At 41.6% G+C, this 25,493-nt stretch carries 27 protein-coding genes; 3 read left to right on the top strand and 24 right to left on the bottom strand.

Going from position 1 to position 25,493, the window contains the following annotated elements; genetic code table 11:
- Nucleotides 1-56: 56 nt before the first annotated feature.
- The 7 genes from rnr to IHV10_RS11675 all read right to left on the bottom strand — a co-directional run bounded on the left by rnr (nt 57) and on the right by IHV10_RS11675 (nt 6,109).
- Complete coding sequence (gene rnr, locus IHV10_RS11705; protein ID WP_197129991.1) at nt 57-2,348, bottom strand: ribonuclease R; 2,292 nt, start codon at nt 2,346-2,348, stop codon at nt 57-59.
- 56 nt (nt 2,349-2,404) lie between these two features.
- Nucleotides 2,405-3,151 carry an alpha/beta hydrolase gene (locus tag IHV10_RS11700; RefSeq protein WP_197129381.1) on the bottom strand — a complete coding sequence of 249 codons (747 nt, stop codon included), beginning with the start codon at nt 3,149-3,151 and terminating at the stop codon, nt 2,405-2,407.
- 12 nt (nt 3,152-3,163) lie between these two features.
- A complete protein-coding gene (locus tag IHV10_RS11695; RefSeq protein WP_197129378.1) occupies nt 3,164-3,853 on the bottom strand; it encodes an alpha/beta hydrolase in 690 nt (229 codons plus the stop codon).
- Between the two features lie 143 nt (nt 3,854-3,996).
- On the bottom strand, nt 3,997-4,236 hold the full coding sequence (secG, locus tag IHV10_RS11690) for a preprotein translocase subunit SecG (protein ID WP_066397553.1): 240 nt from the start codon (nt 4,234-4,236) through the stop codon (nt 3,997-3,999).
- A gap of 89 nt (nt 4,237-4,325) precedes the next feature.
- Nucleotides 4,326-4,658 (bottom strand): hypothetical protein, encoded by a 333-nt coding sequence (locus tag IHV10_RS11685; protein ID WP_197129375.1) that lies wholly within the window; start codon nt 4,656-4,658, stop codon nt 4,326-4,328.
- Nucleotides 4,659-4,709: 51 nt separating this feature from the next.
- Nucleotides 4,710-4,964, bottom strand: coding sequence for a hypothetical protein (locus IHV10_RS11680; protein ID WP_197129372.1), 255 nt, complete (start codon nt 4,962-4,964; stop codon nt 4,710-4,712).
- A gap of 443 nt (nt 4,965-5,407) precedes the next feature.
- Complete coding sequence (locus tag IHV10_RS11675) at nt 5,408-6,109, bottom strand: FHA domain-containing protein (protein ID WP_197129368.1); 702 nt, start codon at nt 6,107-6,109, stop codon at nt 5,408-5,410.
- A 469-nt stretch (nt 6,110-6,578) separates the two neighbouring features.
- Between IHV10_RS11675 and IHV10_RS23115 the strand changes: the two genes are divergently transcribed.
- The gene (locus IHV10_RS23115) at nt 6,579-6,665 is read left to right on the top strand and encodes a putative holin-like toxin (protein WP_225218726.1); all 87 of its coding nucleotides are present in this window, start codon (nt 6,579-6,581) and stop codon (nt 6,663-6,665) included.
- Between the two features lie 134 nt (nt 6,666-6,799).
- Here IHV10_RS23115 and eno read toward each other — a convergent pair whose 3' ends face one another.
- From eno to cspD, 9 genes are all read right to left on the bottom strand, one after another.
- Nucleotides 6,800-8,092 carry a phosphopyruvate hydratase gene (gene eno / locus IHV10_RS11670; RefSeq protein ID WP_197129365.1) on the bottom strand — a complete coding sequence of 431 codons (1,293 nt, stop codon included), beginning with the start codon at nt 8,090-8,092 and terminating at the stop codon, nt 6,800-6,802.
- Between the two features lie 95 nt (nt 8,093-8,187).
- The gene (gpmI, locus tag IHV10_RS11665; protein ID WP_197129362.1) at nt 8,188-9,720 is read right to left on the bottom strand and encodes a 2,3-bisphosphoglycerate-independent phosphoglycerate mutase; all 1,533 of its coding nucleotides are present in this window, start codon (nt 9,718-9,720) and stop codon (nt 8,188-8,190) included.
- Nucleotides 9,717-10,475, bottom strand: coding sequence for a triose-phosphate isomerase (gene tpiA / locus IHV10_RS11660; RefSeq protein ID WP_197129359.1), 759 nt, complete (start codon nt 10,473-10,475; stop codon nt 9,717-9,719). The genes gpmI and tpiA overlap by 4 nt, the downstream gene beginning before the upstream one ends.
- 221 nt (nt 10,476-10,696) lie before the next feature.
- A complete protein-coding gene (locus IHV10_RS11655) occupies nt 10,697-11,881 on the bottom strand; it encodes a phosphoglycerate kinase (RefSeq protein WP_137791696.1) in 1,185 nt (394 codons plus the stop codon).
- Nucleotides 11,882-12,009: 128 nt separating this feature from the next.
- A complete protein-coding gene (gene gap / locus IHV10_RS11650) occupies nt 12,010-13,017 on the bottom strand; it encodes a type I glyceraldehyde-3-phosphate dehydrogenase (protein ID WP_066397583.1) in 1,008 nt (335 codons plus the stop codon).
- 81 nt (nt 13,018-13,098) lie between these two features.
- A complete protein-coding gene (locus IHV10_RS11645) occupies nt 13,099-14,121 on the bottom strand; it encodes a sugar-binding transcriptional regulator (protein ID WP_197129355.1) in 1,023 nt (340 codons plus the stop codon).
- 285 nt (nt 14,122-14,406) lie between these two features.
- Nucleotides 14,407-14,652, bottom strand: coding sequence for a glutaredoxin family protein (locus IHV10_RS11640; protein ID WP_197129352.1), 246 nt, complete (start codon nt 14,650-14,652; stop codon nt 14,407-14,409).
- A gap of 199 nt (nt 14,653-14,851) precedes the next feature.
- Nucleotides 14,852-16,177, bottom strand: a complete 1,326-nt coding sequence (rpoN, locus tag IHV10_RS11635; RefSeq protein ID WP_197129348.1) for an RNA polymerase factor sigma-54 — start codon at nt 16,175-16,177, stop codon at nt 14,852-14,854.
- Nucleotides 16,178-16,401: 224 nt separating this feature from the next.
- Nucleotides 16,402-16,602, bottom strand: coding sequence for a cold-shock protein CspD (gene cspD, locus IHV10_RS11630; RefSeq protein ID WP_066245685.1), 201 nt, complete (start codon nt 16,600-16,602; stop codon nt 16,402-16,404).
- A 334-nt stretch (nt 16,603-16,936) separates the two neighbouring features.
- Between cspD and yvfG the strand changes: the two genes are divergently transcribed.
- On the top strand, nt 16,937-17,152 hold the full coding sequence (yvfG, locus tag IHV10_RS11625; protein WP_066245683.1) for a protein YvfG: 216 nt from the start codon (nt 16,937-16,939) through the stop codon (nt 17,150-17,152).
- 218 nt (nt 17,153-17,370) lie between these two features.
- Nucleotides 17,371-17,973, top strand: coding sequence for an ATP-dependent Clp endopeptidase proteolytic subunit ClpP (gene clpP, locus IHV10_RS11620; RefSeq protein ID WP_137791692.1), 603 nt, complete (start codon nt 17,371-17,373; stop codon nt 17,971-17,973).
- A gap of 53 nt (nt 17,974-18,026) precedes the next feature.
- On the opposite strand, the gene IHV10_RS11615 is transcribed toward clpP, so the two are convergent.
- The 8 genes from IHV10_RS11615 to IHV10_RS11580 all read right to left on the bottom strand — a co-directional run bounded on the left by IHV10_RS11615 (nt 18,027) and on the right by IHV10_RS11580 (nt 25,053).
- Nucleotides 18,027-19,004, bottom strand: coding sequence for a zinc-binding dehydrogenase (locus IHV10_RS11615; RefSeq protein ID WP_197129345.1), 978 nt, complete (start codon nt 19,002-19,004; stop codon nt 18,027-18,029).
- A gap of 158 nt (nt 19,005-19,162) precedes the next feature.
- Nucleotides 19,163-20,695: an anthranilate synthase component I gene (gene trpE / locus IHV10_RS11610; RefSeq protein WP_197129342.1), complete on the bottom strand. Its 1,533-nt coding sequence runs from the start codon at nt 20,693-20,695 to the stop codon at nt 19,163-19,165.
- Between the two features lie 295 nt (nt 20,696-20,990).
- Nucleotides 20,991-21,293, bottom strand: a complete 303-nt coding sequence (locus tag IHV10_RS11605) for a hypothetical protein (RefSeq protein WP_197129339.1) — start codon at nt 21,291-21,293, stop codon at nt 20,991-20,993.
- A gap of 142 nt (nt 21,294-21,435) precedes the next feature.
- The gene (locus IHV10_RS11600; protein ID WP_066397607.1) at nt 21,436-21,693 is read right to left on the bottom strand and encodes an HPr family phosphocarrier protein; all 258 of its coding nucleotides are present in this window, start codon (nt 21,691-21,693) and stop codon (nt 21,436-21,438) included.
- A 41-nt stretch (nt 21,694-21,734) separates the two neighbouring features.
- Nucleotides 21,735-22,676, bottom strand: coding sequence for a DNA-binding protein WhiA (gene whiA / locus IHV10_RS11595; protein ID WP_191752265.1), 942 nt, complete (start codon nt 22,674-22,676; stop codon nt 21,735-21,737).
- Between the two features lie 40 nt (nt 22,677-22,716).
- A complete protein-coding gene (locus IHV10_RS11590; protein ID WP_197129336.1) occupies nt 22,717-23,667 on the bottom strand; it encodes a gluconeogenesis factor YvcK family protein in 951 nt (316 codons plus the stop codon).
- Nucleotides 23,668-24,543, bottom strand: a complete 876-nt coding sequence (gene rapZ, locus IHV10_RS11585) for an RNase adapter RapZ (protein WP_197129333.1) — start codon at nt 24,541-24,543, stop codon at nt 23,668-23,670.
- Between the two features lie 51 nt (nt 24,544-24,594).
- Nucleotides 24,595-25,053, bottom strand: coding sequence for an NUDIX hydrolase (locus IHV10_RS11580; protein ID WP_066397616.1), 459 nt, complete (start codon nt 25,051-25,053; stop codon nt 24,595-24,597).
- Nucleotides 25,054-25,493: the final 440 nt, after the last annotated feature.

Genomic DNA, 25,493 nt, shown 5'->3' with positions numbered 1-25,493 from the left:
TGGTCAAATAACGTCAAGGTTCACCACTATAGATGAACCTTGACTGAACATGCTTATTATTTCTTCTTTTTCTTGCCTTTTTTCTTAGCTACTGGTTTATAGAAAGGCTTTTTCTTCCCCTTCTTTGAATCTTGAGGGCCGCTTGAACGCTCAGATTCACTCGTGCGGTTCTTGCTTCTTCTTCCTCTTCCGCGTTTTGGTGTATCCCCAATATCGATCACTTTCTGGCGATCTTTAAAGCGTTTACGAGGTGTTCCTTTCATTCCGACGATTTCAAAATCAATCGCGCGTTCATCTACATTTACGTTCGCAACTCGGATAGAAATCTCATCACCGATTCGGAACACGTTACCTGTTCGCTCACCGATCATCGCCATAAACTTCTCATCAAATCGGTAGTAGTCGTCTGTTAAGTAGCTAACATGTACGAGTCCTTCAATCGTGTTCGGAAGTTCAACGAACAATCCAAAGTTCGTCACAGAGCTGATCACGCCATCAAACTCTTCCCCGATCTTATCAAGCATGAACTGTGATTTTTTCAGCTCATCTGTTTCGCGTTCCGCATCAACGGCACGGCGTTCCATCGCGGATGAATGTTTAGCGATCCCTGGAAGTTCCGCTTTCCAATGACTGACTGTTTTTGGTCCTGTGTCTTTTTTAAACAGGTACGTACGGATGAGGCGGTGTACGATCAAGTCTGGGTAACGACGAATCGGTGACGTGAAATGTGTATAGAACTCTGTCGCTAATCCGTAGTGACCCAGTGACATATGATCATATTTCGCTTGCTTCATGGAACGAAGCATGATCTTTGAGATCACCATTTCTTCCGGTTCGCCTTTTACGGTTTCTAGTAACTGTTGAAGGCTTCGCGGGTGAATATCGCTCGCGGTGCCTTTTAACGCATAACCAAACATACCGATGAACTCTAAGAAACGCTCTAATTTGCCTTCATCAGGATCTTCATGGATTCGGTACATGAACGGAAGCTCGAGCTCGTGAAAATGCTGAGCTACAGTTTCATTCGCACAAAGCATGAATTCTTCGATCAGTTTTTCTGCGACTGATCTCTCGCGAAGAACAACATCTTGTGGATCGCTGTTTTCGTCTACGAGTACTTTTGCTTCAGAGAAATCAAAGTCAATCGCACCGCGTGCAAAACGTTTTTTACGAAGAACTTCAGCAAGCTCTCCCATCAGCTTAAAGAAAGGAATGAGTGACTCGTATTTCTTGTTAACTGTTTCGTCTTCATCCTGCAAAATTTTACGAACATCTGTATACGTCATTCGTTCTGTTGTTTTGATCACACTCGGGAAGATTTCATGTTTAATGACCTCACCATCGTGGTTAATCTCCATCTCACATGAGATCGTTAAGCGATCTACTTTCGGGTTCAATGAACAGATACCGTTCGATAGACGATGTGGGATCATCGGGATAACACGATCGACTAAGTACACACTTGTACCGCGCTCTTGCGCTTCTTTATCGATCGGAGAATCTTCGGTTACATAGTGCGTAACATCTGCGATATGTACGCCAAGCTTATAATGACCGTTAGGCAGCTTGATCACATGAACCGCATCATCCAAATCTTTCGCGTCTGCTCCATCAATCGTGACGATCGTTTCATTTCGAAGATCGCGACGTCCTTCAATATCTTTTGGATCGATCTCATCTGGTGTGTTATGAGCTTGCTCGAGTGCTTCAACTGGAAACTCTCTTGGCAGTCCATGTTTGAAGATAACAGAGATGATATCTACCCCTGGATCGTTCTTATGTCCGATGATGTGGATGATCTCTCCTTCGGCACTGTTTTTGCCTTCAGGATATTTTGTGATCTTCACAAGCACCTTATGTCCTTCTACAGCTCCGTTAACGCCGTCTGCCGGGATAAAGATGTCATTTGGGATCCGTTTATCATCAGCCACAACAAAACCGAATTTACGGCTCTCTTGGAACGTTCCGACAACCTCTGTAACCCCTCGCTCTAAAATACGAATAATCGTACCTTCAGGACGTGATCCTGAAGAGGTTTGGTTGAGGCGTACGAGCACCGTGTCTCCACTCATCGCACCATTCATATCAGATTGTGAGATATACACATCTTTTTGTTCAGAGTCTTCAGGAATAAGAAACGCAAAACCTTTTGCGTGACCTTGAACGCGGCCTTTAATTAGGCTCATTTTTTCAGGCAATCCATATCGGTTCGTACGTGTTCGAACGACAGAACCTTCATCTTCTAGTTCGTTAAGTGTTAAAACCAGTTTCTTGAAAGCTTCAGCGTCAGGAAGTTGAAGAGCTTCTTCAATCTCTGTTACTGACATCGGTTTTTCCGATTCTTTCATGATCTGGAGTATTTGCAGTTTATCCAAAAACTGACCTCCTTTTTAAGGAAAAGGTTCTATTCTGACCAATCAAGGTCTTCTAAGAAAGCATAAACATCTTCATGCAGCTGTTCTTTTTCCTTGTCTAATGTAATAACGTGTGATGAGTTTTCATACCACTTTAAATCTTTCGTTTCACTTTCTACTTCATCATAGATAATATTTGCAGAATCCGTGTTTATCATTTCATCATTTCTAGCCTGCACAACAAAGGTAGGTGCATATACGAGATCTACCGAATTTCTTACACTTTGAATAAGGTCTTGTAGAGCTTTTAACGTGTTCATTGGTGTTTTTTTGAATTCTTCCATCTCTTCTTGAATCTGTTCTGGTGTTTTCTGTTCACGCTTTTTATATTCTTCAGCGTACGCACAAACCCCTTTATACATCACTTCTTCACTCTTGATGGACATCGGTGCGCACATCGGAATAACGGCTTTTACAGGGTGGTCCGTAGCAAGTTTTAAAGAGAATACTCCACCTAACGAAAGACCGCAAACAGCAATCTCGTCGTAGCCTTTTTCTTTTAGATGATTATAGCCGCCAATCACATCTTCCCACCAGTCTTTGGGCCCTGTGTGTACTAATTCTTCAGGAGGAACGGCGTGTCCTTTATACTGAGGAGCGTGACATGTGTAGCCCTTCTTCTGCAGAAATCTCCCCATCATTCGTACATCGGCTGAACTGCCTGTGAACCCATGTAACATTAAGACTGCCCGCTTTCCACCTTCAAAGAAAAACGGTTTTGGTGCTGCGATTTTCATGTTGTACCTCTCCTATTCATTCATTAAAAATTGATATACTTCTTGAATTAATTCTTCTTTCTCTACATCATGACAAATCATGTGCTTGGATTGTTTAAAATAACAAAGACGCTTGTTAGAGGCTGCTATCGCTCCATACAGATATTCAGCACTTCTTTTAGGAACAAGGCCGTCACATTCCCCTTGAACGATTAAAGTAGGTGCTGAGACTTGTGAGAATTCAGGTTTGATCATTCTTACAAGCTTTTGAAACTCTCTCGTTGCTCTAAAAGGTGTATCAAGGAACTTTTTTCTATACCTCTTATATAATTCATGATCTCTTAGTTGACCGTTCAGACCAGAGACCATCATATTGGCAATATCTTTAATCATCTGTGCAGGATTGAGATAGTATGCACTTGCGTTCAACAGAATCAATTTGTCGCAACCATATTTGGAAGCTAGATAACCCGCGATCATGCCGCCCATCGAAAAGCCGACAATATAGATCTGTTCAACCTTTTCGCGTAGTTCTAAATAAGCACTTTCCGCTTCTTGAAGCCATTCGGTATGTGTTCTACCTCTTAATGAGAGTTCCGTTCCGTGTCCAGGATAAGTGGGCACAGATAATAACCAGTCTGTATGCTTTTCAAGATATTCAGTAATTGGCTCGATCTCATATGGTCCGCCTGTGAACCCGTGTAAACAAAGACACCCGATCATGCTACCACCTTTTTTGTCTATAGGTTACCCTTTTATCCTCGTAACAAATCATATCACAACCACTCTCATAAAGGTTATGCGGCGTTTCTATAGACTAAAAAAACAACAAGCGGCATTCACCGCTTGTTGTTTTTGACTGTTCTTTAGTTCATCGGAATAAAGTATGCTACTGATATTGTTAGAATGAAGAACAACACTGCAAGAATGATCGTTAACTTACTTAGCAATGCGTCGATTCCACGTGCTTTTTGTTTACCAAAAAGCTGTTCAGCTCCACCTGTAATCGCACCTGATAATCCTGCCGAACGACCTGATTGAAGAACAACGACAACGATTAATGCGACTGATACTAAAATAAGAAGGATTTTTGCTGCTGTTAGCATGTATGTTACACCTCCACCGTTCCACGTTACATTACCCTAAATGTACCATAACTTGAAGGGACGAGGCAAAGTTTTTTTCAGAACCTTCATTAATTTGTTCCTGAATAGTTGATATCAAATTCTTTATGAAAAATATAGAGACGAACCGCTCTTATAACATTCAGTCTTTTGTTTAACATCCCAACTACTTGAACGGTAGCTCCTGGCTGCACGGCTTCGTCTGGCGCGATATCTAGCGTCTTGTCTCCATCGAGCAGCTCTGTCTTAGCGTCCAGTTTTACTTTCATCATCGTTTTTTTATGAGAGATGGTAAATACTTGGCCATTGGTTTCTTTCACTTTTCCAATAAAGCTGATCGGATTCAATTTTTCCAGTTTGTTCTCTGCACCATCCGAAGATTCTTGTTTAAGTGGTTGCATCATAAACATCCCCTCTTCGCATTAATGGGGACATCCCCCATTTTCATTTTACTGTTACTTGTTATGTTTTATGTCTGTTTCTAGTGGTGTGTCTTTTTTTGACGAGTAGTAGTTATCATTGAAAATGGATTTTTTGATCACAACATCTTTATAGGTCTCAGATTTCAAACGAGCTCTTTCTCCATTCGTTATCTGCAGTTCATAGGTTCGTATATACAAAATCGTAAATAGTAGAATGATAAATGCTCTGATTAATCGAAACCGAAATGATCTTCCTCTTCGATCCCGTCTAGTTTCCTCTACCCTCATTACTTCCTCACCACACCTATTTAAAAGAAACATCTTTTTTAAAAAGGAGTTTTTTCTTTTTATTTAATTTACTCTCTTTTTGTCTACTCTAAAATGGATTTATCATGACTCTTTCCTCATACGAAAATGATAAGTTTCTGATAATTAGATTGTGTTTTTTTAGGCTGTTTTCTAAAAGATTGTTGCTTTTAAATCTTTTTAGTTACTTCTTTGACTGTTGATTGTAGTGGAAGGTGAGAGACTCCTACGGGACAGGCGGGCAGGTGAGACACTTAAAAGTGAAACGTACGAATGTGGCTCACCGCCTGCCCCGTGGAAAGCGAGCATCCTGGAACGGAAATCAACACTTCCAAAAGCAACAAAGTACGAAAACAGCCTTTTACTATAATAAAAAAGCCTATTAGAACGATTGGGTTCTAACAGACTCTTAGGAGTGTTTCTATTTAATTAATCTGCAACATGTATCCATAACGTGGGACAGTAACGATAGCATCTCCGTACGGACCAAGCTTCTTTCTGAGTCGGTAGACAAGTGCATTGATCTCATCATTTCCAACGTCAGGGATATCGTTGGAACCGGCAACCATTCGCTCCGGCCATATTTGAATCTTTATTTCGTCACTGCTGACTGCCTGATTCTTTTTTCGATACAAAAATACAAGAAGGTCGGTGTGCTTTCCTGACAGAAATAAAGGCTCACCATCAATCGAAATCTGGCGGCGTTCAGGAATGATATGCAACCCACTCGTGATCTGTGATTCTGCTGGTTGAATAGGTGAAGTAAACTCCATCGTAAGATCTGATTGATCTTCTTGAGTGTTCAGATAGGTTAAAAGAATAACTCCCTTTGCCAAGCTGATCACATCTCCAGATTGCAGCTGTTTTGGCATATGTGGCTCGAGCAGCTGATTATTGAGCGCCGTTCCGTGCTTTGAATCAAGATCTCGAATAAAAGATACCCCATCTTGCATGTAAATCTCAGCATGCTTTCGAGATACATAAGGGCTGATAAATGACACATCTGTTTCGTTCGTTTGAGAAGAGCGTCCAAAGACTAATGCTTCTCCTTCAGGTTTTAATGGCATGAGGCTCCCCGTGTCATAAGGATCCCCAGCTTCTATGCGTATGTATAAACTATCATTCATCAAAAATTCCCCCGTACATCAAGCAAGTACTTGTTATATGCATTTTAAATGATTTTCGTTAAAAATAGAAGGATTATGAGGTGTTGTGAGAAATTCGGCAAGAGCAGTGGTAAGTATTTGGTGATTTAAGAAACTTGGAACGCTCGTGAATGATTGCAGTGATATAGAGATTCTGAGAAGGTTTGTGAGGTTTTAGAATCGCTCACAACGTCTTGGAATCGCTCATAAATCTTTCGAATCGCTCACAAAATCTTAGAATCGCTCACAAAATCTTAGAATCGCTCACAAAATCTTAGAATCGCTCATAAAACTCTCGAATCGATCACAACTCCATAAATCACTTTATGTAATTAATTCTGAAATCGTTTAAGCCAGAAAGACAAGCCTTATTACCTATCTTTCTCTTTTGGGGTATAGGACAACCCTGCTTTTACGAATCTTAAGGGTAACACGATTGGAGGGATCAAAGATGACTGTTTTTGAAACGATGTCGCTCATGATCAGTTTCTCAATGCTCATTGTTACTATCCTTCATTCTAACAATCGCTCTCGATAAGCAGCAGAGTATGCTTTACCCGTTTAAAAATGAAGACAGCCCCCGAATCAGCACTTCTAGTGCTTGATCCGGGGGCTTGTCTTTTTCACAAAGACAAAATGGCGAGTTTGTCTTTGTTTGGGGTCAGACCCCAATTATTTTTTAAGGTTGTAGAATGCGTTCATTCCTGGGTATACAGCAAGGTTGCCTAGCTCGTCTTCGATGCGAAGAAGTTGGTTGTACTTCGCAACACGGTCTGTACGTGAAGGAGCACCTGTTTTGATTTGTCCAGCGTTTGTCGCAACAGCGATGTCAGCGATTGTGCTATCTTCTGATTCACCTGAACGGTGAGAGATAACTGCTGTGTAACCAGCACGTTTAGCCATTTCGATCGCGTCGAACGTTTCAGTCAACGTACCGATTTGGTTAACTTTGATAAGGATAGAGTTACCGATTCCTTTTTCGATACCTTCAGCAAGCTTAGTTGTGTTTGTTACGAACAAGTCGTCACCAACAAGCTGTACGCGGTCACCGATACGCTCTGTTAATAGTTTGAAACCATCCCAGTCGTTCTCGTCAAGACCGTCTTCGATTGAAACGATCGGATATTTGTTAGCAAGATCTTCGTAGAATGCAACCATCTCTTCAGAAGTCTTAACAACACCTTCACCAGAAAGGTGGTATTTTCCGTCTTCTTTGTTGAACAATTCAGAAGCAGCAACGTCCATTGCAAGGCGAACTTCTTCACCTGGCTTGTAACCAGCTTTTTCGATCGCTTCCATGATTGTTTGAAGAGCTTCTTCGTTCGAACCAAGGTTTGGAGCGAATCCACCTTCGTCACCTACAGCTGTGTTCAATCCTTTTTCTTTAAGAACTGCTTTTAAGCTGTGGAAGATTTCAGTACCCATGCGAAGTGCTTCAGGGAAGCTTTCAGCACCAACAGGCATTACCATAAATTCTTGAATGTCTACGTTGTTATCCGCATGCTCTCCACCGTTTAAGATGTTCATCATAGGAACTGGAAGAGTTTTAGAGTTGAATCCTCCAAGGTACATGTAAAGAGGTACGTTTAAGAAATCAGCAGCAGCATGTGCAACAGCCATGGAAACACCAAGGATTGCGTTAGCGCCTAGCTTACCTTTGTTTTCAGTACCATCAAGCTCGATCAACGTTTGGTCGATTCCAACTTGGTCAAGTACATCAAAACCGATAAGTTCTGGAGCGATGTTTTCGTTTACGTTGTTTACAGCGTTCATAACACCTTTTCCAAGGTAACGCTCTTTGTCGCCATCACGAAGCTCAACTGCTTCGTATTCACCTGTAGAAGCACCAGATGGAACGATTGCGCGTCCAAAAGCACCTGATTCTGTGTAAACTTCTACTTCAACTGTTGGATTACCGCGAGAGTCTAGAACTTCGCGAGCATAAATTTCAATAATAGCTGACATATTTGTCTCTCCTTTTTAAAAGAAAATGTAATTTGAGAATAAGGTATTTCGAGCACTATGCACAAGAGGCTCTGTACATATTCCGTAAAATAAACTTATTTAATTAATGATTTACCTGTCATTTCTTTTGGTTGTTCTCCACCTAAAAGGTTTAAAACTGTTGGTGCAAGATCGGCCAAGATTCCGTCTTGACGCAGTTTCAATCCTTCTTGTGTCACAATTACAGGAACAGGATTTGTTGTATGAGCTGTCATCGGATTGCCTTCCATCGTAATCACTTCATCAGCATTACCATGGTCAGCTGTAATGATCGCTGCTCCCCCTTTTGCAAGGATCGCATCAACCACTCTTCCTAAACACTCATCCACCGTTTCAACCGCTTTAATCGTAGGCTCAAGCATACCTGAGTGACCTACCATATCAGGGTTGGCAAAGTTTAAGATAATCGCATCGTGCTTATCTGCTTCAATCTCTCCTACAAGCGCATCCGTAACTTCATAAGCACTCATCTCAGGCTTTAAATCGTACGTTGCCACTTTAGGCGAGTCGATCAAGATACGCGTCTCACCAGGAAACTCTGCTTCACGTCCTCCACTAAAGAAGAACGTTACGTGTGGGTACTTTTCAGTTTCGGCAATACGAAGCTGTTTAAAGTTTTGTTGTGATAAAACTTCACCCAATGTGTTATCTAGGTTTGTAGGTTTGAACGCTACATTCCCATCCACTGTTTCACTGAAGTGTGTTAAACAGACGAAGTGAAGGTTTTTCGGGAACGCTTCTCCGCGATCAAATCCACGGAAATCTTCGTTCGTAAACACTTGTGAGATTTGGATCGCACGGTCAGGACGGAAGTTACAGAAGATGACTGCATCTCCATCTTGAACAGTCGCAACAGGCTCACCGTTCTCTTGTTTTAAAACAGAAGGAAGAACGAATTCATCATGAACGCCATTGCTGTATGAATCTTCAACAACTTCAAATGGATCTTTGTAATCTGGTCCTTCACCATAAACCATAGCGCGGTATGATTTTTCAACTCGGTCCCAACGCTTATCACGGTCCATGGAATAGTAGCGGCCAGAAAGTGTTGCAATCTCACCAACACCGAGTTCATTCATCTTGTCCACTGTTCTTTGAATATAACCTTTAGCCGATTGCGGTGGTACATCACGCCCGTCCAAGAATCCGTGCAGATATACCTTTTCCACGTTCTGCTTTTTAGCTAGTTCTAATAGTGAAAGAATGTGTTCGATATGGCTGTGAATACCACCATCAGAAAGCAATCCAAAGATATGAAGTGCTTTACCAGTTTTTTTCACATGGTCCATCGCATCAATAAACGTTTGATTTTCGTAAAAATCTCCTTCTTTGATCGATAGGTTCACGCGAGTCAAACTTTGGTAGACGATACGTCCTGCACCAATGTTTAAGTGACCCACTTCTGAGTTACCCATTTGACCTTCAGGAAGTCCAACGGCTTCCCCACTAGCTGTTAGTTGAGCGTGCGGATACGTTTCCCAGTAGCGGTCAAAGTTGGGCTTTTTCGCTTGTGCAACAGCATTACCTTTGTCTTCATTACGGCAAGCAAAACCGTCTAAGATGATTAAAGCTACTGGTTTTTTACTCATCGGCTAACGCCCTCCAGAAGCTGAAGGTAAGATTTTGGCTCCAGGCTAGCTCCGCCAACCAAAGCGCCATCAATATCAGACATACCCATTAATTCTTTAATGTTGTCAGGCTTCACACTGCCGCCGTATTGAATACGAACTGCATCTGCAACATCTTGAGAGAATTGCTCTGCTACAACACTGCGGATGTAAGCACATACTTCGTTCGCGTCTTCAGAAGAAGCTGTTTTGCCTGTTCCGATCGCCCAAACTGGCTCGTATGCGATAACCGTTTGTTTTATCTGCTCATCTGTTAATCCAGATAAACCTTTTTCAGTCTGTTGTTTAACAACATCCTTCGTCTTGTCTGCTTCACGCTGTTCAAGCGTTTCACCAACACATACGATTGGAGTCAGACCATGTTTGAATGCTGCATGTGTCTTTTGGTTAACAAGCTCATCTGTTTCACTAAAAAGTTCACGACGCTCAGAATGTCCTAAGATCACATATTGAACGTTAAGATCTTTTAGCATAACAGGGCTGATTTCACCTGTGAACGCACCACTCTCTTCAAAGTGCATGTTTTGTGCACCGATCGCAAGTGGTGTACCTTCTGACTCGTCTGCTAAGCTGTCAAGGAACAAAGCAGGAGCACAGATTACAGAGTCTACAGTTTCAGCTGAAGGCACAAGACCTTTCACTTCTTCTACAAAACTGCGTGCCTCTGTTAAAGTTTTATTCATTTTCCAGTTACCTGCAATAATAGGTTTACGCATTCTTTTCACCTCTTAAAAGTGTTTCTTTTAGAGTAGTACTAAAAGTTAAAGCAGTCAGTTTTACAGTAGCTTCATTGATAAGTCGATTGGAGTGTAAGGTGCGAGACTCCTGCGGGACAAGCGGTCAGGTGAGACACTTAGTGGGCAAAGCGGCAAGTGGCTCACCGCCTGCCCCGCGGAAAGCGAAGCACCTGAAGCGGAAATCGACCGCGCACAAAATCTTACTTGTCGTTTAAAGCTACTACGCCTGGAAGCTCTTTACCTTCCATGAACTCAAGGGAAGCGCCGCCGCCTGTTGAGATGTGGCTCATTTTATCAGCAAGACCAAATTTCTCTACCGCTGCAGCTGAGTCTCCACCGCCGATAACGCTGTACGTGTCAGTTGCTTCTGCTAGTGCGTTTGCTACTGAACGAGTACCGTTTGCGAATGCGTCGATCTCAAACACACCCATCGGTCCGTTCCATATTACAAGCTTCGATTCTTTAATAACCTTTACGTACTTTTCGATCGTTTTTGTTCCGATATCAAGCCCTTCCCAATCAGATGGGATAGAATCGATCGCTACTACTTTCGTGTTAGCATCGTTCGAAAAGTCGTCAGCTACTAAAACATCCTCAGCAATCAGGAAGTTCACGCCTTTTTCTTTAGCTTTTTCCATGAAACCGCGAGCCGTTTCAATCTTATCTTCTTCTAAAAGAGACTTCCCTACATCATGGCCAAGCGCCTTAATGAATGTATACCCTAAACCACCGCCGATGATCAGGTTGTCTACTTTGTCTAATAGATTATCGATTACGTCAATCTTATCCTTAACTTTTGCACCACCGATGATGGCAGTGAAAGGACGGTCAGGATTCGATAGAGCTTTTCCTAGCACTTCAAGTTCTTTTTCCATCAACAAACCGGAAACAGCAGGAAGATGTTTCGCGATCCCTTCTGTTGAAGCGTGCGCTCTGTGAGCTGCTCCAAATGCATCGTTTACGTACACATCAGCGTGTGCAGCAAATTTTTGTGCTAATTCAGGATCGTTCTTCTCTTCTCCTGGGTAAAAACGAACGTTCTCAAGTAAGATCACGCCGCCTTCTTCTAGGTTAGCAACTGCCTTTTCAACTTCCTCGCCGTAAGCTTCATCCGTTTTTACAACTTCTTTACCAAGAAGCTCGCTTAAACGTTCTGCTACAGGAGTTAGACGAAGCTCTTCAACAACTTGTCCTTTTGGACGTCCTAAATGACTTGCTAAAAGAACTTTAGCGCCTTGCTCTGTTAAGTATTTGATGGTAGGAAGAGCAGCGTTGATACGCGTTTCATCCGTAATGTTTCCATCTTTCATTGGTACGTTAAAATCAACACGGCAAAATACGACTTTGCCTTTTAGATCGATGTCACGAACACTTTTTTTGTTCATAAGTACATGCAGCCTCCTGACTAGTAAAAAGATTAAAGAAACGACAATCCCCAGGTTTTACATGGGAAAGAGGAGTAGAAGCCTGTTTGAAACGACTTCTCCCCCTCCTTATTGTTCTTCTCTATCTATTAAAGTCCTTTTTTAGCGATATAGTCAATTAAATCTACAACGCGGCTTGAGTATCCAGTTTCGTTATCGTACCAAGATACAACTTTAACCATGTTTCCTTCCATAACCATCGTGGAAAGAGCATCGATTGTAGAAGAGTGAGTGTCGCCATTGTAGTCAGTAGATACAAGCGGCTCTTCAGAGTAGCCAAGGATTCCTTTAAGGTTGCCTTCAGCTTCAGCTTTAAGTGCTGCGTTTACTTCGTCAACAGTAACTTCTTTGTCAAGTTCAACAACTAAGTCAACTAGAGATACGTTTGGAGTTGGAACACGCATTGCCATACCATTTAGCTTACCTTTAAGTTCAGGAAGCACTAGAGAAACTGCTTTAGCAGCACCAGTTGAAGTTGGAATGATGTTCTCAGCTGCCGCACGAGCACGACGAAGATCTTTATGTGGAAGATCTAGAATTTGCTGATCGTTTGTGTATGAGTGAACAGTTGTCATCATACCGCGCTTCACGCCGAATTTCTCGTGAAGAACTTTTGCGAATGGTGCAAGACAGTTCGTTGTACAAGATGCGTTAGAGATAACATCGTGGCTAGCTGCATCGTACTTGTCTTCGTTTACACCAAGAACTACAGTGATATCCTCATCAGAAGCAGGAGCAGAAATGATTACTTTTTTAGCGCCAGCTTCTAAGTGTTTAGCAGCGTCTGCACGCTTAGTGAAACGTCCAGTTGATTCAACAACTACTTCTACACCAAGGTCTCCCCAGCCAAGTTGTGCTGGATCGCGCTCAGCTAAAACTTTGATTTCTTTGCCATCTACAATAAGTGCGTTTTCCTTAACTTCAACAGAACCAGCGAATTTGCCGTGTACTGTGTCATGCTTTAATAGGAAAGCAAGAGTGTCAGCATCTGTTAAGTCGTTTACAGCTACAACTTCTACCTCAGGGTTGTTGAATGCTGCGCGGAATACATTACGGCCAATACGACCGAAACCATTAATACCAATTTTTGTTGCCATGTAAAATGACCTCCTTGATTTAAGAGAGAATTTATTTTTTATATAAAGGGAAATCCCCTTAATAACGAATTGAAAATGAACTTACGAGCGTCCCAATAATTGTCGGGCAGCTCCTTCGTCCGTGATTAAAACCTTTTTCGGACCGTGTTTCATGAATGCTGCGATCGCATCGGATTTAGATGATCCGCCTGCTACAGCCATGATGAAATCACTATTCTGCAGCTCATCTAGCTGCAAGCCAATCGTGCGCACGCGGTGAACCACTTCACCCTGCTGATCAAAGTAATAGCCGAATGCTTCTGCAACAGCTTTTTCTTTCTCCAGCTTTTGTAGAACGGATGGATTTGAGTTTCGACGTACTGCCATTGTTTTAGCATCGCCAATCCCGTGAAGCACTATACCAGCGGAGTGTATGAGCTCCATGACTTCTTTCACACCTGGCTCAGCCATCAAAGATAGATACGTTTCTTTACTCAACTGATCAGGTAGATGAAGAAGCCTGTATTCCCCATTGGCTTTTTGAGCCATCGTGGAACAAATGGTGTTCGCTTGGTTCTCAACCTTTTCACCAAGTCCGCCTCGGGCAGGAACAAACAATAACTGTTGTCCCTTTTGTATAGGTGACATCATCTCTGCTACTGAAGCGAGTGTTGTTCCACCCGTTACAGCGATAACGTTCTTCGCTGATAGCTGACGCTTTAATCGGTCTGCTGCAGCCTTACCCATATCATTTTTTACCCACACATCTTGATCACTATCACCTGGTACTACGATGACTTCTGACAGATTTAACATTTCCTTAAGTTTTGATTCTAAAACATGCAAACCAGACAATTCTTTCATCATCTCAGAAAGCTCTAGTAAAATATCATGTCCCTCTGATGTTAATGACATGCCAGCGGTCTGAATGTTTAGAAGTCCTTGATCTTTTAGAAACGAAACTTCTGAGCGCAGTACGCGTTCTGTCAGGTTCAAGGTTGATGCTAAACTTCTTCTTCCAATAGGTTCATGAATTCTCACCACGTTTAAAACGTTGTATCGCTTTCGCATCGTTTCTAGAAGATCTGGCAGCAACTTCTTTTGTATCTCTATAAGTTTTTTCATTGCACATTTCTCCTGATTCAATGAGATGAACGATTAAGCTCTCTGGAATTTTTTGATGACAAACCCCGTTGGACTTTTTATGTCCCGGCTAGTCATTTTTTGTCCCATTAGCTTAAGAAAATAACTTGGTTTGACCCAAGTCCCAATATTACCTATTGTAGATTACCCTGAAAGTGATCTTTTAAAACGTGCCAGACTTCACTTTTTGTCATAAAAGTGTCGAATTTCTCTCTGGCAAGTTTATATTATCAAATAGTCTCACTACATTTCAACAACTTTTACTTATTAAAAATTAGTAAGCGCTTTCTTTACTTTACTTTCCGAGATCATTCCGTAGTCGATTTCTTTCCCTTCGACTTCAATAACAGGAATCATCAGTCCGTATTTTTCAAGAAGGAGATCATCTTGATAGATGTCGATCGATTCTATGGTGAACGAGATCTCCTGCTGCAGCTTCTGTAATAGTTTATGTGCCTCATCACAAAGTGGACAATGTATTTTCGTATAAAGTATGACTTTTTTTTCACCCATTTTTAGTGCTCCTTCATTTTTTATTAGGCTGTTTTGTATTCATCGTTGATTTTAAAAGCAGTTGATTTCCGTTGCTGATGCCCGCTTTCCACGGGTAATCAGTGAGCCACACCCGTACGTTATGTATCAGTGTCTCACCTTTCTAGTGGCATTGGCTAGCCAAACAAAAAGGACTTCTCCGTGAGGAAAAGACCTTAGTTTAAGAGGTATACCGTTTCCGTTTTGAAGAAGATGGTATGTTTAATTCTTCCCGATATTTCGCAACCGTTCTTCGGGATATCGAGAGACCGCTGTTCTTTTCTAAAAGAGAGGCAAGTATCTGGTCTGATAAAGGTTTGGTTTTATCTTCGTTCTCTACCAATTTCTTAATTTCCCATTTGGCGGAAGTTGCAGAAACGCTGCCGCCATCTTGTGTAAAGATTTTAGCTGTAAAAAAGGATTTAAGCTCCACTGCACCTTTTGATGTTTGAATTACTTTATTTTTGACAGCTCGACTTACCGTGGATTCGTGTACCCCGATTTCGTCTGCCACTTCTTTTAAAGTGAGTGGTACCATATCCGATCGATCGAATGTTAAAAAATACTTCTCTTGTACTCTGACGATCTCATTTGTTATGTTAAGGAGCGTTTCTTTTCTTTGTTCTAGAGCCTTTTTCAACCAATTAAACTTTTGGAAAGAATCATCTAAAAATTTCGATGTTGCGTTTTTTCCGTTTAAGAGTGTGCCATAGCTTTCGTTCAGCTTCAGCATTGGTGAGTATTGCTCGTTAACAGCAATGTGAAATTTTCCGTTCTCTTCTGTTACAGAGACATCTGGATATAAATACGCTTGATCGTTGGCAGGAGCGTATGCAGCGCCTGGTCGAGGATCAAGTGTTTGAAGAAAATCCGCCGCTGCTTCTACTTCTTGTGGTGTTACGTTTAGATGAGTTGATAGCCATTTCATCTTACGCTCTGCTAGCTGGTCTAAATACTGATCTACGATTATGTAGCTTATTGTATGTTCTTGATGTTGTTCTTGAAGTTGAAGCAACAGACACTCTCTTAGATCTCGTGCACCGATTCCAACAGGCTCTAACGTTTGAAGGAGCGAGATAAGCTCCTCACATTTTTCAACTGTTGTTTGAAACCGATGTGCCGTATCCTCAGAGGAGACGGTGAGATACCCGCTCTCGTCTACACTGAGCAGTAAGTATTGAAATATTCTTCGATCCTGTTCTTGGATCGGCAGAAGGATCGATTGTTTATAAAGGTAGTCGTACAAGGTTTCTTTCTCTATGATCAGATGCTCGAGTGGTTGCTGTGCATCTGAGCGGCCATTGATTCCATTTTTCCGCACGCTTTTCTTCAAAGTCGTGAACATGCCCTTTGGTTCTGAAATTTCAATAAGCGGATTCTCTAATGCCTGTTCTTGAAGATATGATGTCAGTTCATAACTGGGAACTTGTAAGATGGCAATGGCCTGGCGCAATTCAGTTGTCATGACAAGGTTCATGCTCTGTTGTTGAAACAAACCCATTTCCATTCTAAATCCCCCCTATTCCTTCATCATACTACAGATGTAAGCGCTATACATCCTACAAAATTTGGGGTCTGACCCCACACAAATACAAATCCTATGAATTTGTATTTGTGAGGAAGACAGCTAGCTCTGCATACATACTAGATTACAAAGACTTCTTAAGATCTTCAGCCAACAAAAAAATGCCAGCACCGCCCGAAGGCAGTCTGGCATTTTAAACTTTACTATTAAAGTTTTGTTACGTTAGCAGCTTGCGGTCCACGCTCGCCATCAACGATTTCGAAAGATACTTCTTGTCCTTCTTCAAGAGACTTGAAGCCTTCTGATTGAATCGCAGAAAAGTGAACGAATACGTCGTTTCCGCCTTCAACTTCGATGAAGCCGAAACCTTTCTCAGCGTTGAACCATTTTACTTTACCATTTTGCATGGGTGTTTCCTCCTTACAAACGCTATGTAAGCGTTTTAACTCTTTTAACCGACTTACTATGTAAATAAAAAGGCAAAAAAAATTCGCACTCATCTGAATAATTCTGAAGTGGATTTTAAGTGTTCCACTTCTTATTCAAAAAGTACGACCGCTTTAAATCCAAAAGATATTCACAACGTAAATGGTTGAATTAACTATAACATGCTAAAACTCAATTGTCAAAACAAGGGATACAAATTTTATTATCCTTTTGCACAGACATTAAGATAGGCTATGATAGATAAAGAACATGGACCTTTTAGAATGGGTTTTACGAATGAAGGAGGAACAACGAGTGAGCGAAGCATTTTCAGTCCCTTATTTTAAAGAGAATTTCCAGCAATACATAGAGCGCAATAAAGATGTTTTCACGAAGACTCATGCGATGAATGCCTACTACCGTTCGATCGTCGGCACTCTTATTAATGATAATCTTAACAAAAACAGTGAGATCGTACGTCGCATCCGCAACTTAGAAACCGCCTATATCGAGATTAAAAACGAAAACTAAAGCTTATTTTTCTCATTTAAGGGTATTGTTTTCACATGTAGAGGTTTAAAATCCTGCATATAGCGGGCATTATGATGATAGCCCATACATAAGGTGTAAGAAGGATATTGAGCATTGCTGGCGAAATGAGTTACATACAGCATATCGTTTGACCTTGTTTGACCTTTTTTGTATGATGACAGTACAGTTTAACTTGAAAAAGGAGAAGGAGGATTTCCATGAACTTAATTCCAACAGTAATTGAACAAACGAACCGTGGGGAGCGCGCTTACGATATCTACTCCCGTCTATTAAAAGACCGTATTATTATGCTTGGCAGTGCGATCGACGATAATGTTTCAAACTCAATCGTAGCACAACTTCTATTCTTAGCTGCTGAAGATCCTGATAAAGACATCTCGTTATACATAAACAGCCCAGGTGGTTCGATCACAGCTGGTATGGCGATCTATGACACGATGAACTTCATCAAGCCGCACGTTTCCACGATCTGTATCGGTATGGCTGCATCTATGGGTGCCTTCTTGCTTGCTGCAGGGGAAAAAGGAAAGCGTTATGTGCTACCTAACTCTGAAGTTATGATTCACCAACCTCTTGGAGGAACACGTGGTCAAGCAAGTGATATCGAAATTCACGCTCGTCGTATCATCCAGATGCGCGAACAGCTGAACAAGATCCTTTCTGAAAAAACAGGTCAGCCGCTTGAAGTCATCGAGCGCGACACAGACCGTGATAACTTCTTGCTTGCAGAAGATGCGGTTAAATACGGATTGGTTGATAAACTAATCACATCTGTAGACAGCACAGATATTAAAAAATAAGTAAGGTAATAAAAAAACTGGACTGCAGATCTGCAGTCCAGTTTTTTTGTGGTTTATAAAACAGCTACGATTTTTCCTTTTACATGTCTTTCTGAAAGTTTGACCAGTCCTGCCGGTACTTCTTCCAACGAGATTTTTTCAGAGATCATCGCGGAAATTTTCCCTTCGACGACAAGTTGTGCTAATTCTTCGTTCATGGTCGCTAAATCTTTTAAAGCTTTTATTGAATTTGAGAAATGAGCAGCTCCTAACGCGATTTCATGAAAAGAAAGAGCCTGACTGAAAGGCTTTACAGCCGAATAATCTGGGTTTCCTGCAATAAAAGCAATGCGTCCGTTAAAGGCGATGCTTTTTAATGATTCCGTGGCATTCTCACGGCTAACCGTGTCAAGGACCGCATCGACTCCAACTTCGCTCGTAAGTTCCATAACACGAGCATGAACGTCTTCTGTTTTATAAAAAATTACGTGATCGGCTCCAAGACTTTTTACATATTCCTCATTTTCAGGCGAACACGTTGTGATGATGGTAGCTCCGATTTGTTTAGCCAACTGGATTGCAAATCCACCGACACCACCAGCTCCACCGTGAATTAAGATGGTCTCCCCTTGTTGAAGGTTCATCTTTCTAAAAAGTGCTTGATACGCTGTCATCCCTGCACAAGGAAGAGCCGCTGCCTCTTCAAATGAAAGCTCATCAGGAATTCTAGCCAAAGAATGAGCCGTTGTCACAGCATACTCAGCAAAACCGCCATGTTTCATGAAATTCCCATGAAAGAATACACGATCTCCCTGTTTGAATTCAGAAACGTCTTCACCTGTTTCCTCAACAATCCCCGCTGCGTCAACACCAAGGATGTGAGGGTAGTTCCATGCTGGGTTTCCGTGAGTTGCCGTTTTATAGTCAACAGGGTTCAAACCAGCTGCCTTAATTTGAATCAAGACTTCACCTGGTCCAGGAGTAGGTTTTTCCGTTTCCTGAACCTTCATCTCACGCCACATGTTTTTGTCTTCAAGCATTAAAGCTTTCATCTATACTCGCCCCTTTGAGTTTGGAAATATGAAAAGAATATAAGGGACAGTATATCCATTTTCAGCTTTTGATAATAGCAATCTGCTCAGATTATGATTGTTTTACAGCTTAATGAATCAATGGTTCAATGAGTTGATTATTAATGTCGTGAGTGTCTTCACCGAATAGACAAAACGGGGGTTTGTATTTGTCTGGGGTCTGTCCCCCCCTCGATTGCTTTCAGCATAGCTTTTGCTTTATTGACCGTTTCTTCGTACTCTCGCTCAGGAACCGAATCGGCAACCACGCCTGCACCTGCTTGGACGTAGGCTTTGCCATCCTGAAATACGATTGTCCGTATGGCAATACAAGAGTCCATCTGGCCGTTAAATCCTAAGTACCCGATGGCTCCTCCGTAAACACCTCGTGACTGTTGCTCTAGTTCAGAAATAATCTGCATGGCCCTGACCTTTGGTGCACCTGAAACGGTTCCCGCCGGCATACAAGAGCGCAGCGCATCGAAAAAGTCCTTATCTTTCTGCAACTTTCCTGTCACGTGTGAAACCATATGCATCACATGTGAATATCGCTCGATCTCCATATATGAATCTAGTTCTACAGTTCCGTATTCGCTCACTCTTCCTACATCGTTTCTTCCTAGATCAACAAGCATAACATGCTCTGCTCGTTCTTTTTCATCAGCAAGCAAGTCTTGCTCAAAAGCCAAATCCTCCTGAAGCGTCTTGCCTCTTGGACGTGTTCCTGCGATCGGTCTGTTCTCCACACATCCATCATCCACTTTTACAAGAAGCTCTGGGGAAGCACCCACGATATACGCGTCCTTCGATTTGTAATAATACATATATGGCGAAGGATTCATCGATCGCAGAAGTCGATACACATCGAACGGGTCCGCTTCGGTTTCCTGTTCGAATCGCTGTGATAATACGACCTGAAAAACATCTCCAGTTTTGATATATTCCTTCGCTTGCTTCACCATGTTACAAAATTCTTCTTTTGTATGTGAAGAACGAACCTCGTTTTTTTTCATTTCCGATAAAGGAAATTCAGTCTGAACAGCTTTCATTTTTGCGGGCTGCTGCAGCTCTTCATACGTTCTACGAATTCTATCGCACACTTGTTCATATTTTTCGTGTAAGTTGTTTTCACTATCATCAGGAGAAACGTGCAGATTGCATACAATCGTTGTTTTTTGTTTCAGATGGTCGAATACGATGACTTCATCTGTGAACAAAAATTCCATTTCATGTTCTTGTTCAGATGGAGATTTTGGCCTTGGGACATTTTCAAACGTATGAATCAGATCATAGCCGAAAAAGCCAACAGCACCTCCAGTGAACGGAGGCAGAGAAGAGTGTTTAGGAGATTTGTATCTTGATACGTAGTCTTTCACGATATCTAACGGAGAACCGTGCTTTTGTATACTTTTATTATCATTTATAAACGTGATATCTACTGTCTTTCCTGATGATGACACCACTAAGAACGGCTTTCGGCCAATATACGAATACCTCGCCCAACGCTCCCCACCTTCAACACTTTCAAGCAGAAAAGCATGTTCTTCATGACGGACTCTCTCAAACTGAGAAATGCACGTTTCATGGTCAGATAGGTAAGTAAAACCGATTGGAATCACATTAAAGTTTTCTTTTGATAGAGAAACGACTTCCTCTATATTTGGTATAAACATGTTATTTTCACCTCTTTCAAAAAATAAAAACCTCTCGCTTGTTACAGCGGAGGCTGATGTTTGCATCATAAATAAACTAAGAAAGAGGTTTAATCGGAGGATTAAAATACTCTCAACTCAGCTCAAACTATGCTCTCTTTTCTCCACTCATCTCAACTCTAACTATTCTCCTGATTAGTGATTAATATATAGGGTTACCCCTTTTCTGTCAACTCTCAAATGAGTAGATCTCTTTTTGAAATGAGATGTATTTGAAATAGAAAATCGAATAATATTGAATGCTTTTTCCTAAGGTTCATTTATCGATAAAAGAATGCCGAATCACCCACACCCAGCAGACACTAAAAAATAAGATAAGACTAAATATAATCGTAATCATAAAAGCGAGGCCGAGAAACAGTCCTGAACTTGCTGGATATTGCAACGAAAATCCTGCCAATGCTAAAGGATAAAGAAAGATAAAAATCAACATTAAAACCCAGAAAATCAAACGTACAGAACTTCTTCGAGGTTTAATCAGATAAAGTGTCAGAAGGATATTTAGAATCGTTAATCCTGCGGCAAACGACCAGTCATGCATAAAACTTGTGTGATGCAAAATAATCGCCTCCCTTTTTCCTCTTTAACAGTATATAGAGTGAACGGTGTGGGCCAACCCTGCAAAATCAAAAAAACTGGTGATTTGTCCTTATGGAAAGGACAAATCACCAGTTTTGTAATTGTATGGGGTCAGACCCCCGTTATTCTGCTTTGGAAACAAAAGCTGCTAGGGCTTCAACAGCTTCGTTCTCATCAGGGCCATCAACAGCGAGTACAAGTTCACTGCCAGATCCTACAGCTAAGCTCATGATTCCCATGATGCTCTTTGCGTTCACTTTCTTGCCTTCCTTCTCAACAAATACATCAGATGTGTAACGGTTTGCTTCTTGAACGAACAATGCCGCTGGGCGTGCTTGCAGTCCACTCTTCAACTGCACGGTTACTTTCTTTTCAACCATTCTACCTTACCTCCTCTAACCTTATCTCTCTATGAAAAACATCAATGGATGGGTTGACCGTTTCTAATCTTCGTAGCGATTTCATCAATCTTACGTAATCGGTGGTTAACACCTGATTTACTAACAGGGCCTGATGATACCATCTCGCCAAGCTCTTTGAGGGTAATTTCTTGATGCGTGACTCTCAGTTGCGCAATCTCGCGCAGCTTATCTGGAAGTGTCTCAAGTCCTACCTGTTCGTCAATAAACTTAATGTTCTCGACCTGTCTCATAGCAGCCCCTACTGTTTTGTTGAGGTTCGCTGTCTCACAGTTTACGAGTCGGTTCACTGAGTTACGCATATCTTTTAAGATTCTAATATCTTCAAAAAATAATACTGCGTGATGAGCGCCGATCAGTGTCAGGAACTCTGAAATCTTTTCGCCATCTTTTAAATAGATAATATAACCTTTTTTGCGTTCTAGAACTTTTGCTTTAAGTTCAAATTTGTTCATCAGTTCAGCTAATGCAACCGTATGCTCTTCATACATAGAGAATATCTCTAGGTGATAGCTTGTCTCTGGGTGGTTTACAGACCCACCTGCTAAGAACGCACCTCTCATGTATGCACGGCGACAACAGCTCTTCTTATTAAATTCCTCTGCAATGTTGCGGGTAAACGTAAATGCTCCGTCAATAATCTTCAAATCTTCCAACAATGCTCTTGATTCTTCTGAAACACGTACAATGTAGACATTATTCTTTTTCAAGCGCATCTTTTTTCGTACTAATAGCTCTACGTGATAAGGATATACACGTTTGATCAACGTATAGATTCTTCTTGCAATAGCAGCATTTTCAGTCGGGATATCCAGAATCAATTTTCTGTTGCTGAAAGAGATGGAACCATTCATTCGAATTAAGGCAGCTAACTCTGCTTTTTTACAGCAATCTTTCAGTTCGAGCTGCGTTAATTCCTTTTTTGTATCTGCAGCAAAAGACACCTGCATCACCACCTCTCTTCCATCCGTTTCAATCCGTATTCTATTTTTCAATAAGTCCTAACAATAAGTCAGAAACACGCTGTGCATCGTGTCTGACAAGCGTTCCGTACTGAATGATGTTGTCACATAACAAACCGATGCCGAACGACTTTAAGCGTTCCTCATCATAAGTAACTTGCGATGCGCCTTCTTCCAAATATAGATCCAGGTATTCTGAAGGAATCTTTTCATTATTCGCAATCACAACATCGATAAAGTTGTGGCCCACATGATCGATCAATGCCTGAATGTGATCACCAGCCGTGTAACCTGTAGTTTCTCCAGGCTGTGTCATGACATTACATACATAAACTCTAGGAGCCGTTGCCTCACGGATGCTCGTGGAAATTCCGTTCACAAGAAGGTTCGGCAAGATGCTCGTGTACAAACTTCCTGGTCCGATCACGATCAAATCAGCTTCTTGAATCGCTTTCACACTTTCACGAAGAGGCTCGATCTTTTCATCAGATAAAAAGACGCGTTTGATTTTCTTATTCGACAGCGGGATCTTAGATTCCCCCTGAACAATCGTCCCATCTTCTAACTCCGCACATAGAATAATACTGTTTTTCGCTGCAGGCAGTACTTGTCCTCTTACGTTTAAAACGCGGCTAAGTTCCCGAATTCCTGTTAAAAAATCTCCTGTAATATCGTGCATGGCAGCAAGAAGCAAGTTTCCAAGCGAATGACCCGTAATTCCGTCTCCCACTTTAAACCTATGCTGAAACATTTTTTCTACAAGCGGTTCCACTTCAGAAAGTGCGGCGATCACGTTTCTCACATCACCGGGAGGAGGCATATCGTAATCTCTCCTCAACCTTCCTGAGCTGCCGCCGTCATCTGCAACCGTAACGATAGCAGTGATATCAACTGGATAGCGCTTTAAACCACGGAGAAGAACAGAAAGACCTGTTCCTCCGCCAAGCACTACCACTTTCGGCTGCTTATTCATTTAAACTTTATCCTTTCCCATATCTCTGTGAGAGCTGAATGTCACATATTCTTTGGAAAGTGCATTTCCGATATATTCAGCTAGAGCTACAGAACGATGTTTTCCGCCTGTACATCCGATCCCGATAATCAGTTGGCTCTTACCTTCTCTTTTATATTGCGGAATCATAAACTGAAGCAGATCAAGCAGCTTTTCTAAAAACATGTTCGTTTCCGGCCACTTCAATACATACTCTGAAATATCTGCTTCAAGCCCTGTTCGCGGTCTCATATGCTCAATATAATGAGGATTTGGTAGGAAACGCACGTCGAACACTAAGTCAGCGTCGATCGGCATCCCGTACTTAAATCCGAATGACATCACGTTGATCGTGAACGGATGAGCGGCATTTGCAGAAAAACGCTGAATGATACGTTCACGTAATTGAAGTGGTTTTAAGTCAGATGTATCTAAGACTTGCTGTGCTCTTCCTTTTAGTTCTTCAAGCATCTCACGCTCTTGAGTAATCCCTTGAAGCGGGTTTCCACTCTTCGCCAAAGGATGAGAACGTCGGGTTTCTTTGTATCTGCGTACAAGTGTTGCATCCTTACAATCCAAATATAAAATCTGCGGTTGAACATCCGATGAGAGGGCAAGTTGATCGAGCGTTGAAAACAACTGATCAAAAAACTCGCGACCACGTAGGTCCATAACAAGTGCCACCTTGTTCAGCTTGCCAGCAGATTCTTGCATTAATTCTACAAATTTAGGGAGTAGTGCAGGTGGTAGATTATCAACACAGAAAAAGCCTAAATCTTCAAAGCTCTGCATGGCTACCGTCTTCCCGGCCCCTGACATTCCTGTAATAATCACCATTTGTACATCATGTCTTTCCATGCCATTTCCCCCCAGTTTACTATGTTCCATTTTTATGCGACCCGTCTTAACTTATGCTGGGTCTAAACGATAAGAAAGCAGTTCAAAATCAGGTGTATACGTAAATGTGCCAAATATCATGTTGCTGCCACTCGTCATATAGTCAAGAATGTGATGATCTCCTGGCGCCATCGGAAGTTCACGTACTTCTTCAACCGGCTTCCATGACAAAATCCCTTCTTCACATTCATCTAATGCAACACCTTCTGAGTCTGTTGCAAAAAAGGTAAACATCATCCACTCAGAGACGATCTTGTCGCCTTCTTTAATAATAAAATTAAACACACCTTTAAGCTGCGGATTCTTCAGATAGATTCCCGTTTCTTCACGGTACTCGCGTATAACAGAATCACGGATAGACTCGGTAGACTCCATCTTTCCGCCTGGTGCTACCCACCAGCCCCGTCTAGGCTTTTGAAGTAAAAGCACTTGATTATCTCTTATTAACACACAGTTTGTTACTCTTTGCACTTGTTTTCACCTCAGGGCTATGTCCTACTTTTTAGTATACTAAATTATGTAACCCCTCACAATACAGAGGCCTCAAGGGTTTGACGTATTTTAGCATTCTAATTTATGGTATTTTGCTTTTCTTATTATGTGAAAAAATCACTTTTAAAATAAGCTTTGTAATTATTGAAATCTAAACGTTTCAAAGATGTTATTGAAAGTAACTGATTTCCATTACAGTTGCTCGCTTTCCACGGGGCATGCGGTGAGCCACATTCGGACGTTTCACTTTTAAGTGTCTCACCTGCCCGCTTGTCCCGTAGGAGTCTCGCAACTTCCATTCCAATCACTTTGTCAATGAAGAGAAAACTCAAAGTAATCTTTTCGCTTTCATAGAAAAAAAACAAAAAAAGGACACGAAGCATAGCTCCGTGTCAAAGTCTTGCCTTTATAAAAAGGGG

The organism is Fictibacillus sp. 5RED26, from assembly GCF_015903895.1.
Taxonomy (GTDB): domain Bacteria; phylum Bacillota; class Bacilli; order Bacillales; family Fictibacillaceae; genus Fictibacillus; species Fictibacillus phosphorivorans.
Note: the sequence above shows the minus strand (reverse complement) of the source record. Positions and strands in the feature narration are given on the sequence as shown.

What these genes read in the sequence shown, in the direction of transcription:
- clpP (WP_137791692.1), top strand. Translation starts at nt 17,371, where the DNA reads ATGAACTTAATTCCAACAGTAATTGAACAAACGAACCGTGGGGAGCGC.
- IHV10_RS11615 (WP_197129345.1), bottom strand. Translation starts at nt 19,004, where the DNA reads ATGAAAGCTTTAATGCTTGAAGACAAAAACATGTGGCGTGAGATGAAG.
- IHV10_RS11695 (WP_197129378.1), bottom strand. Translation starts at nt 3,853, where the DNA reads ATGATCGGGTGTCTTTGTTTACACGGGTTCACAGGCGGACCATATGAG.
- IHV10_RS11675 (WP_197129368.1), bottom strand. Translation starts at nt 6,109, where the DNA reads ATGAATGATAGTTTATACATACGCATAGAAGCTGGGGATCCTTATGAC.
- gap (WP_066397583.1), bottom strand. Translation starts at nt 13,017, where the DNA reads ATGGCAACAAAAATTGGTATTAATGGTTTCGGTCGTATTGGCCGTAAT.
- gpmI (WP_197129362.1), bottom strand. Translation starts at nt 9,720, where the DNA reads ATGAGTAAAAAACCAGTAGCTTTAATCATCTTAGACGGTTTTGCTTGC.
- IHV10_RS23115 (WP_225218726.1), top strand. Translation starts at nt 6,579, where the DNA reads ATGACTGTTTTTGAAACGATGTCGCTCATGATCAGTTTCTCAATGCTC.
- secG (WP_066397553.1), bottom strand. Translation starts at nt 4,236, where the DNA reads ATGCTAACAGCAGCAAAAATCCTTCTTATTTTAGTATCAGTCGCATTA.
- eno (WP_197129365.1), bottom strand. Translation starts at nt 8,092, where the DNA reads ATGTCAGCTATTATTGAAATTTATGCTCGCGAAGTTCTAGACTCTCGC.
- rnr (WP_197129991.1), bottom strand. Translation starts at nt 2,348, where the DNA reads ATGAAAGAATCGGAAAAACCGATGTCAGTAACAGAGATTGAAGAAGCT.
- IHV10_RS11655 (WP_137791696.1), bottom strand. Translation starts at nt 11,881, where the DNA reads ATGAACAAAAAAAGTGTTCGTGACATCGATCTAAAAGGCAAAGTCGTA.
- rpoN (WP_197129348.1), bottom strand. Translation starts at nt 16,177, where the DNA reads ATGGAAATGGGTTTGTTTCAACAACAGAGCATGAACCTTGTCATGACA.
- IHV10_RS11600 (WP_066397607.1), bottom strand. Translation starts at nt 21,693, where the DNA reads ATGGTTGAAAAGAAAGTAACCGTGCAGTTGAAGAGTGGACTGCAAGCA.
- IHV10_RS11700 (WP_197129381.1), bottom strand. Translation starts at nt 3,151, where the DNA reads ATGAAAATCGCAGCACCAAAACCGTTTTTCTTTGAAGGTGGAAAGCGG.
- IHV10_RS11640 (WP_197129352.1), bottom strand. Translation starts at nt 14,652, where the DNA reads ATGGGTGAAAAAAAAGTCATACTTTATACGAAAATACATTGTCCACTT.
- rapZ (WP_197129333.1), bottom strand. Translation starts at nt 24,543, where the DNA reads ATGGAAAGACATGATGTACAAATGGTGATTATTACAGGAATGTCAGGG.
- IHV10_RS11590 (WP_197129336.1), bottom strand. Translation starts at nt 23,667, where the DNA reads ATGAATAAGCAGCCGAAAGTGGTAGTGCTTGGCGGAGGAACAGGTCTT.
- tpiA (WP_197129359.1), bottom strand. Translation starts at nt 10,475, where the DNA reads ATGCGTAAACCTATTATTGCAGGTAACTGGAAAATGAATAAAACTTTA.
- IHV10_RS11645 (WP_197129355.1), bottom strand. Translation starts at nt 14,121, where the DNA reads ATGAAAAAACTTATAGAGATACAAAAGAAGTTGCTGCCAGATCTTCTA.
- trpE (WP_197129342.1), bottom strand. Translation starts at nt 20,695, where the DNA reads ATGTTTATACCAAATATAGAGGAAGTCGTTTCTCTATCAAAAGAAAAC.
- IHV10_RS11685 (WP_197129375.1), bottom strand. Translation starts at nt 4,658, where the DNA reads ATGATGCAACCACTTAAACAAGAATCTTCGGATGGTGCAGAGAACAAA.
- cspD (WP_066245685.1), bottom strand. Translation starts at nt 16,602, where the DNA reads ATGCAAAATGGTAAAGTAAAATGGTTCAACGCTGAGAAAGGTTTCGGC.
- IHV10_RS11680 (WP_197129372.1), bottom strand. Translation starts at nt 4,964, where the DNA reads ATGAGGGTAGAGGAAACTAGACGGGATCGAAGAGGAAGATCATTTCGG.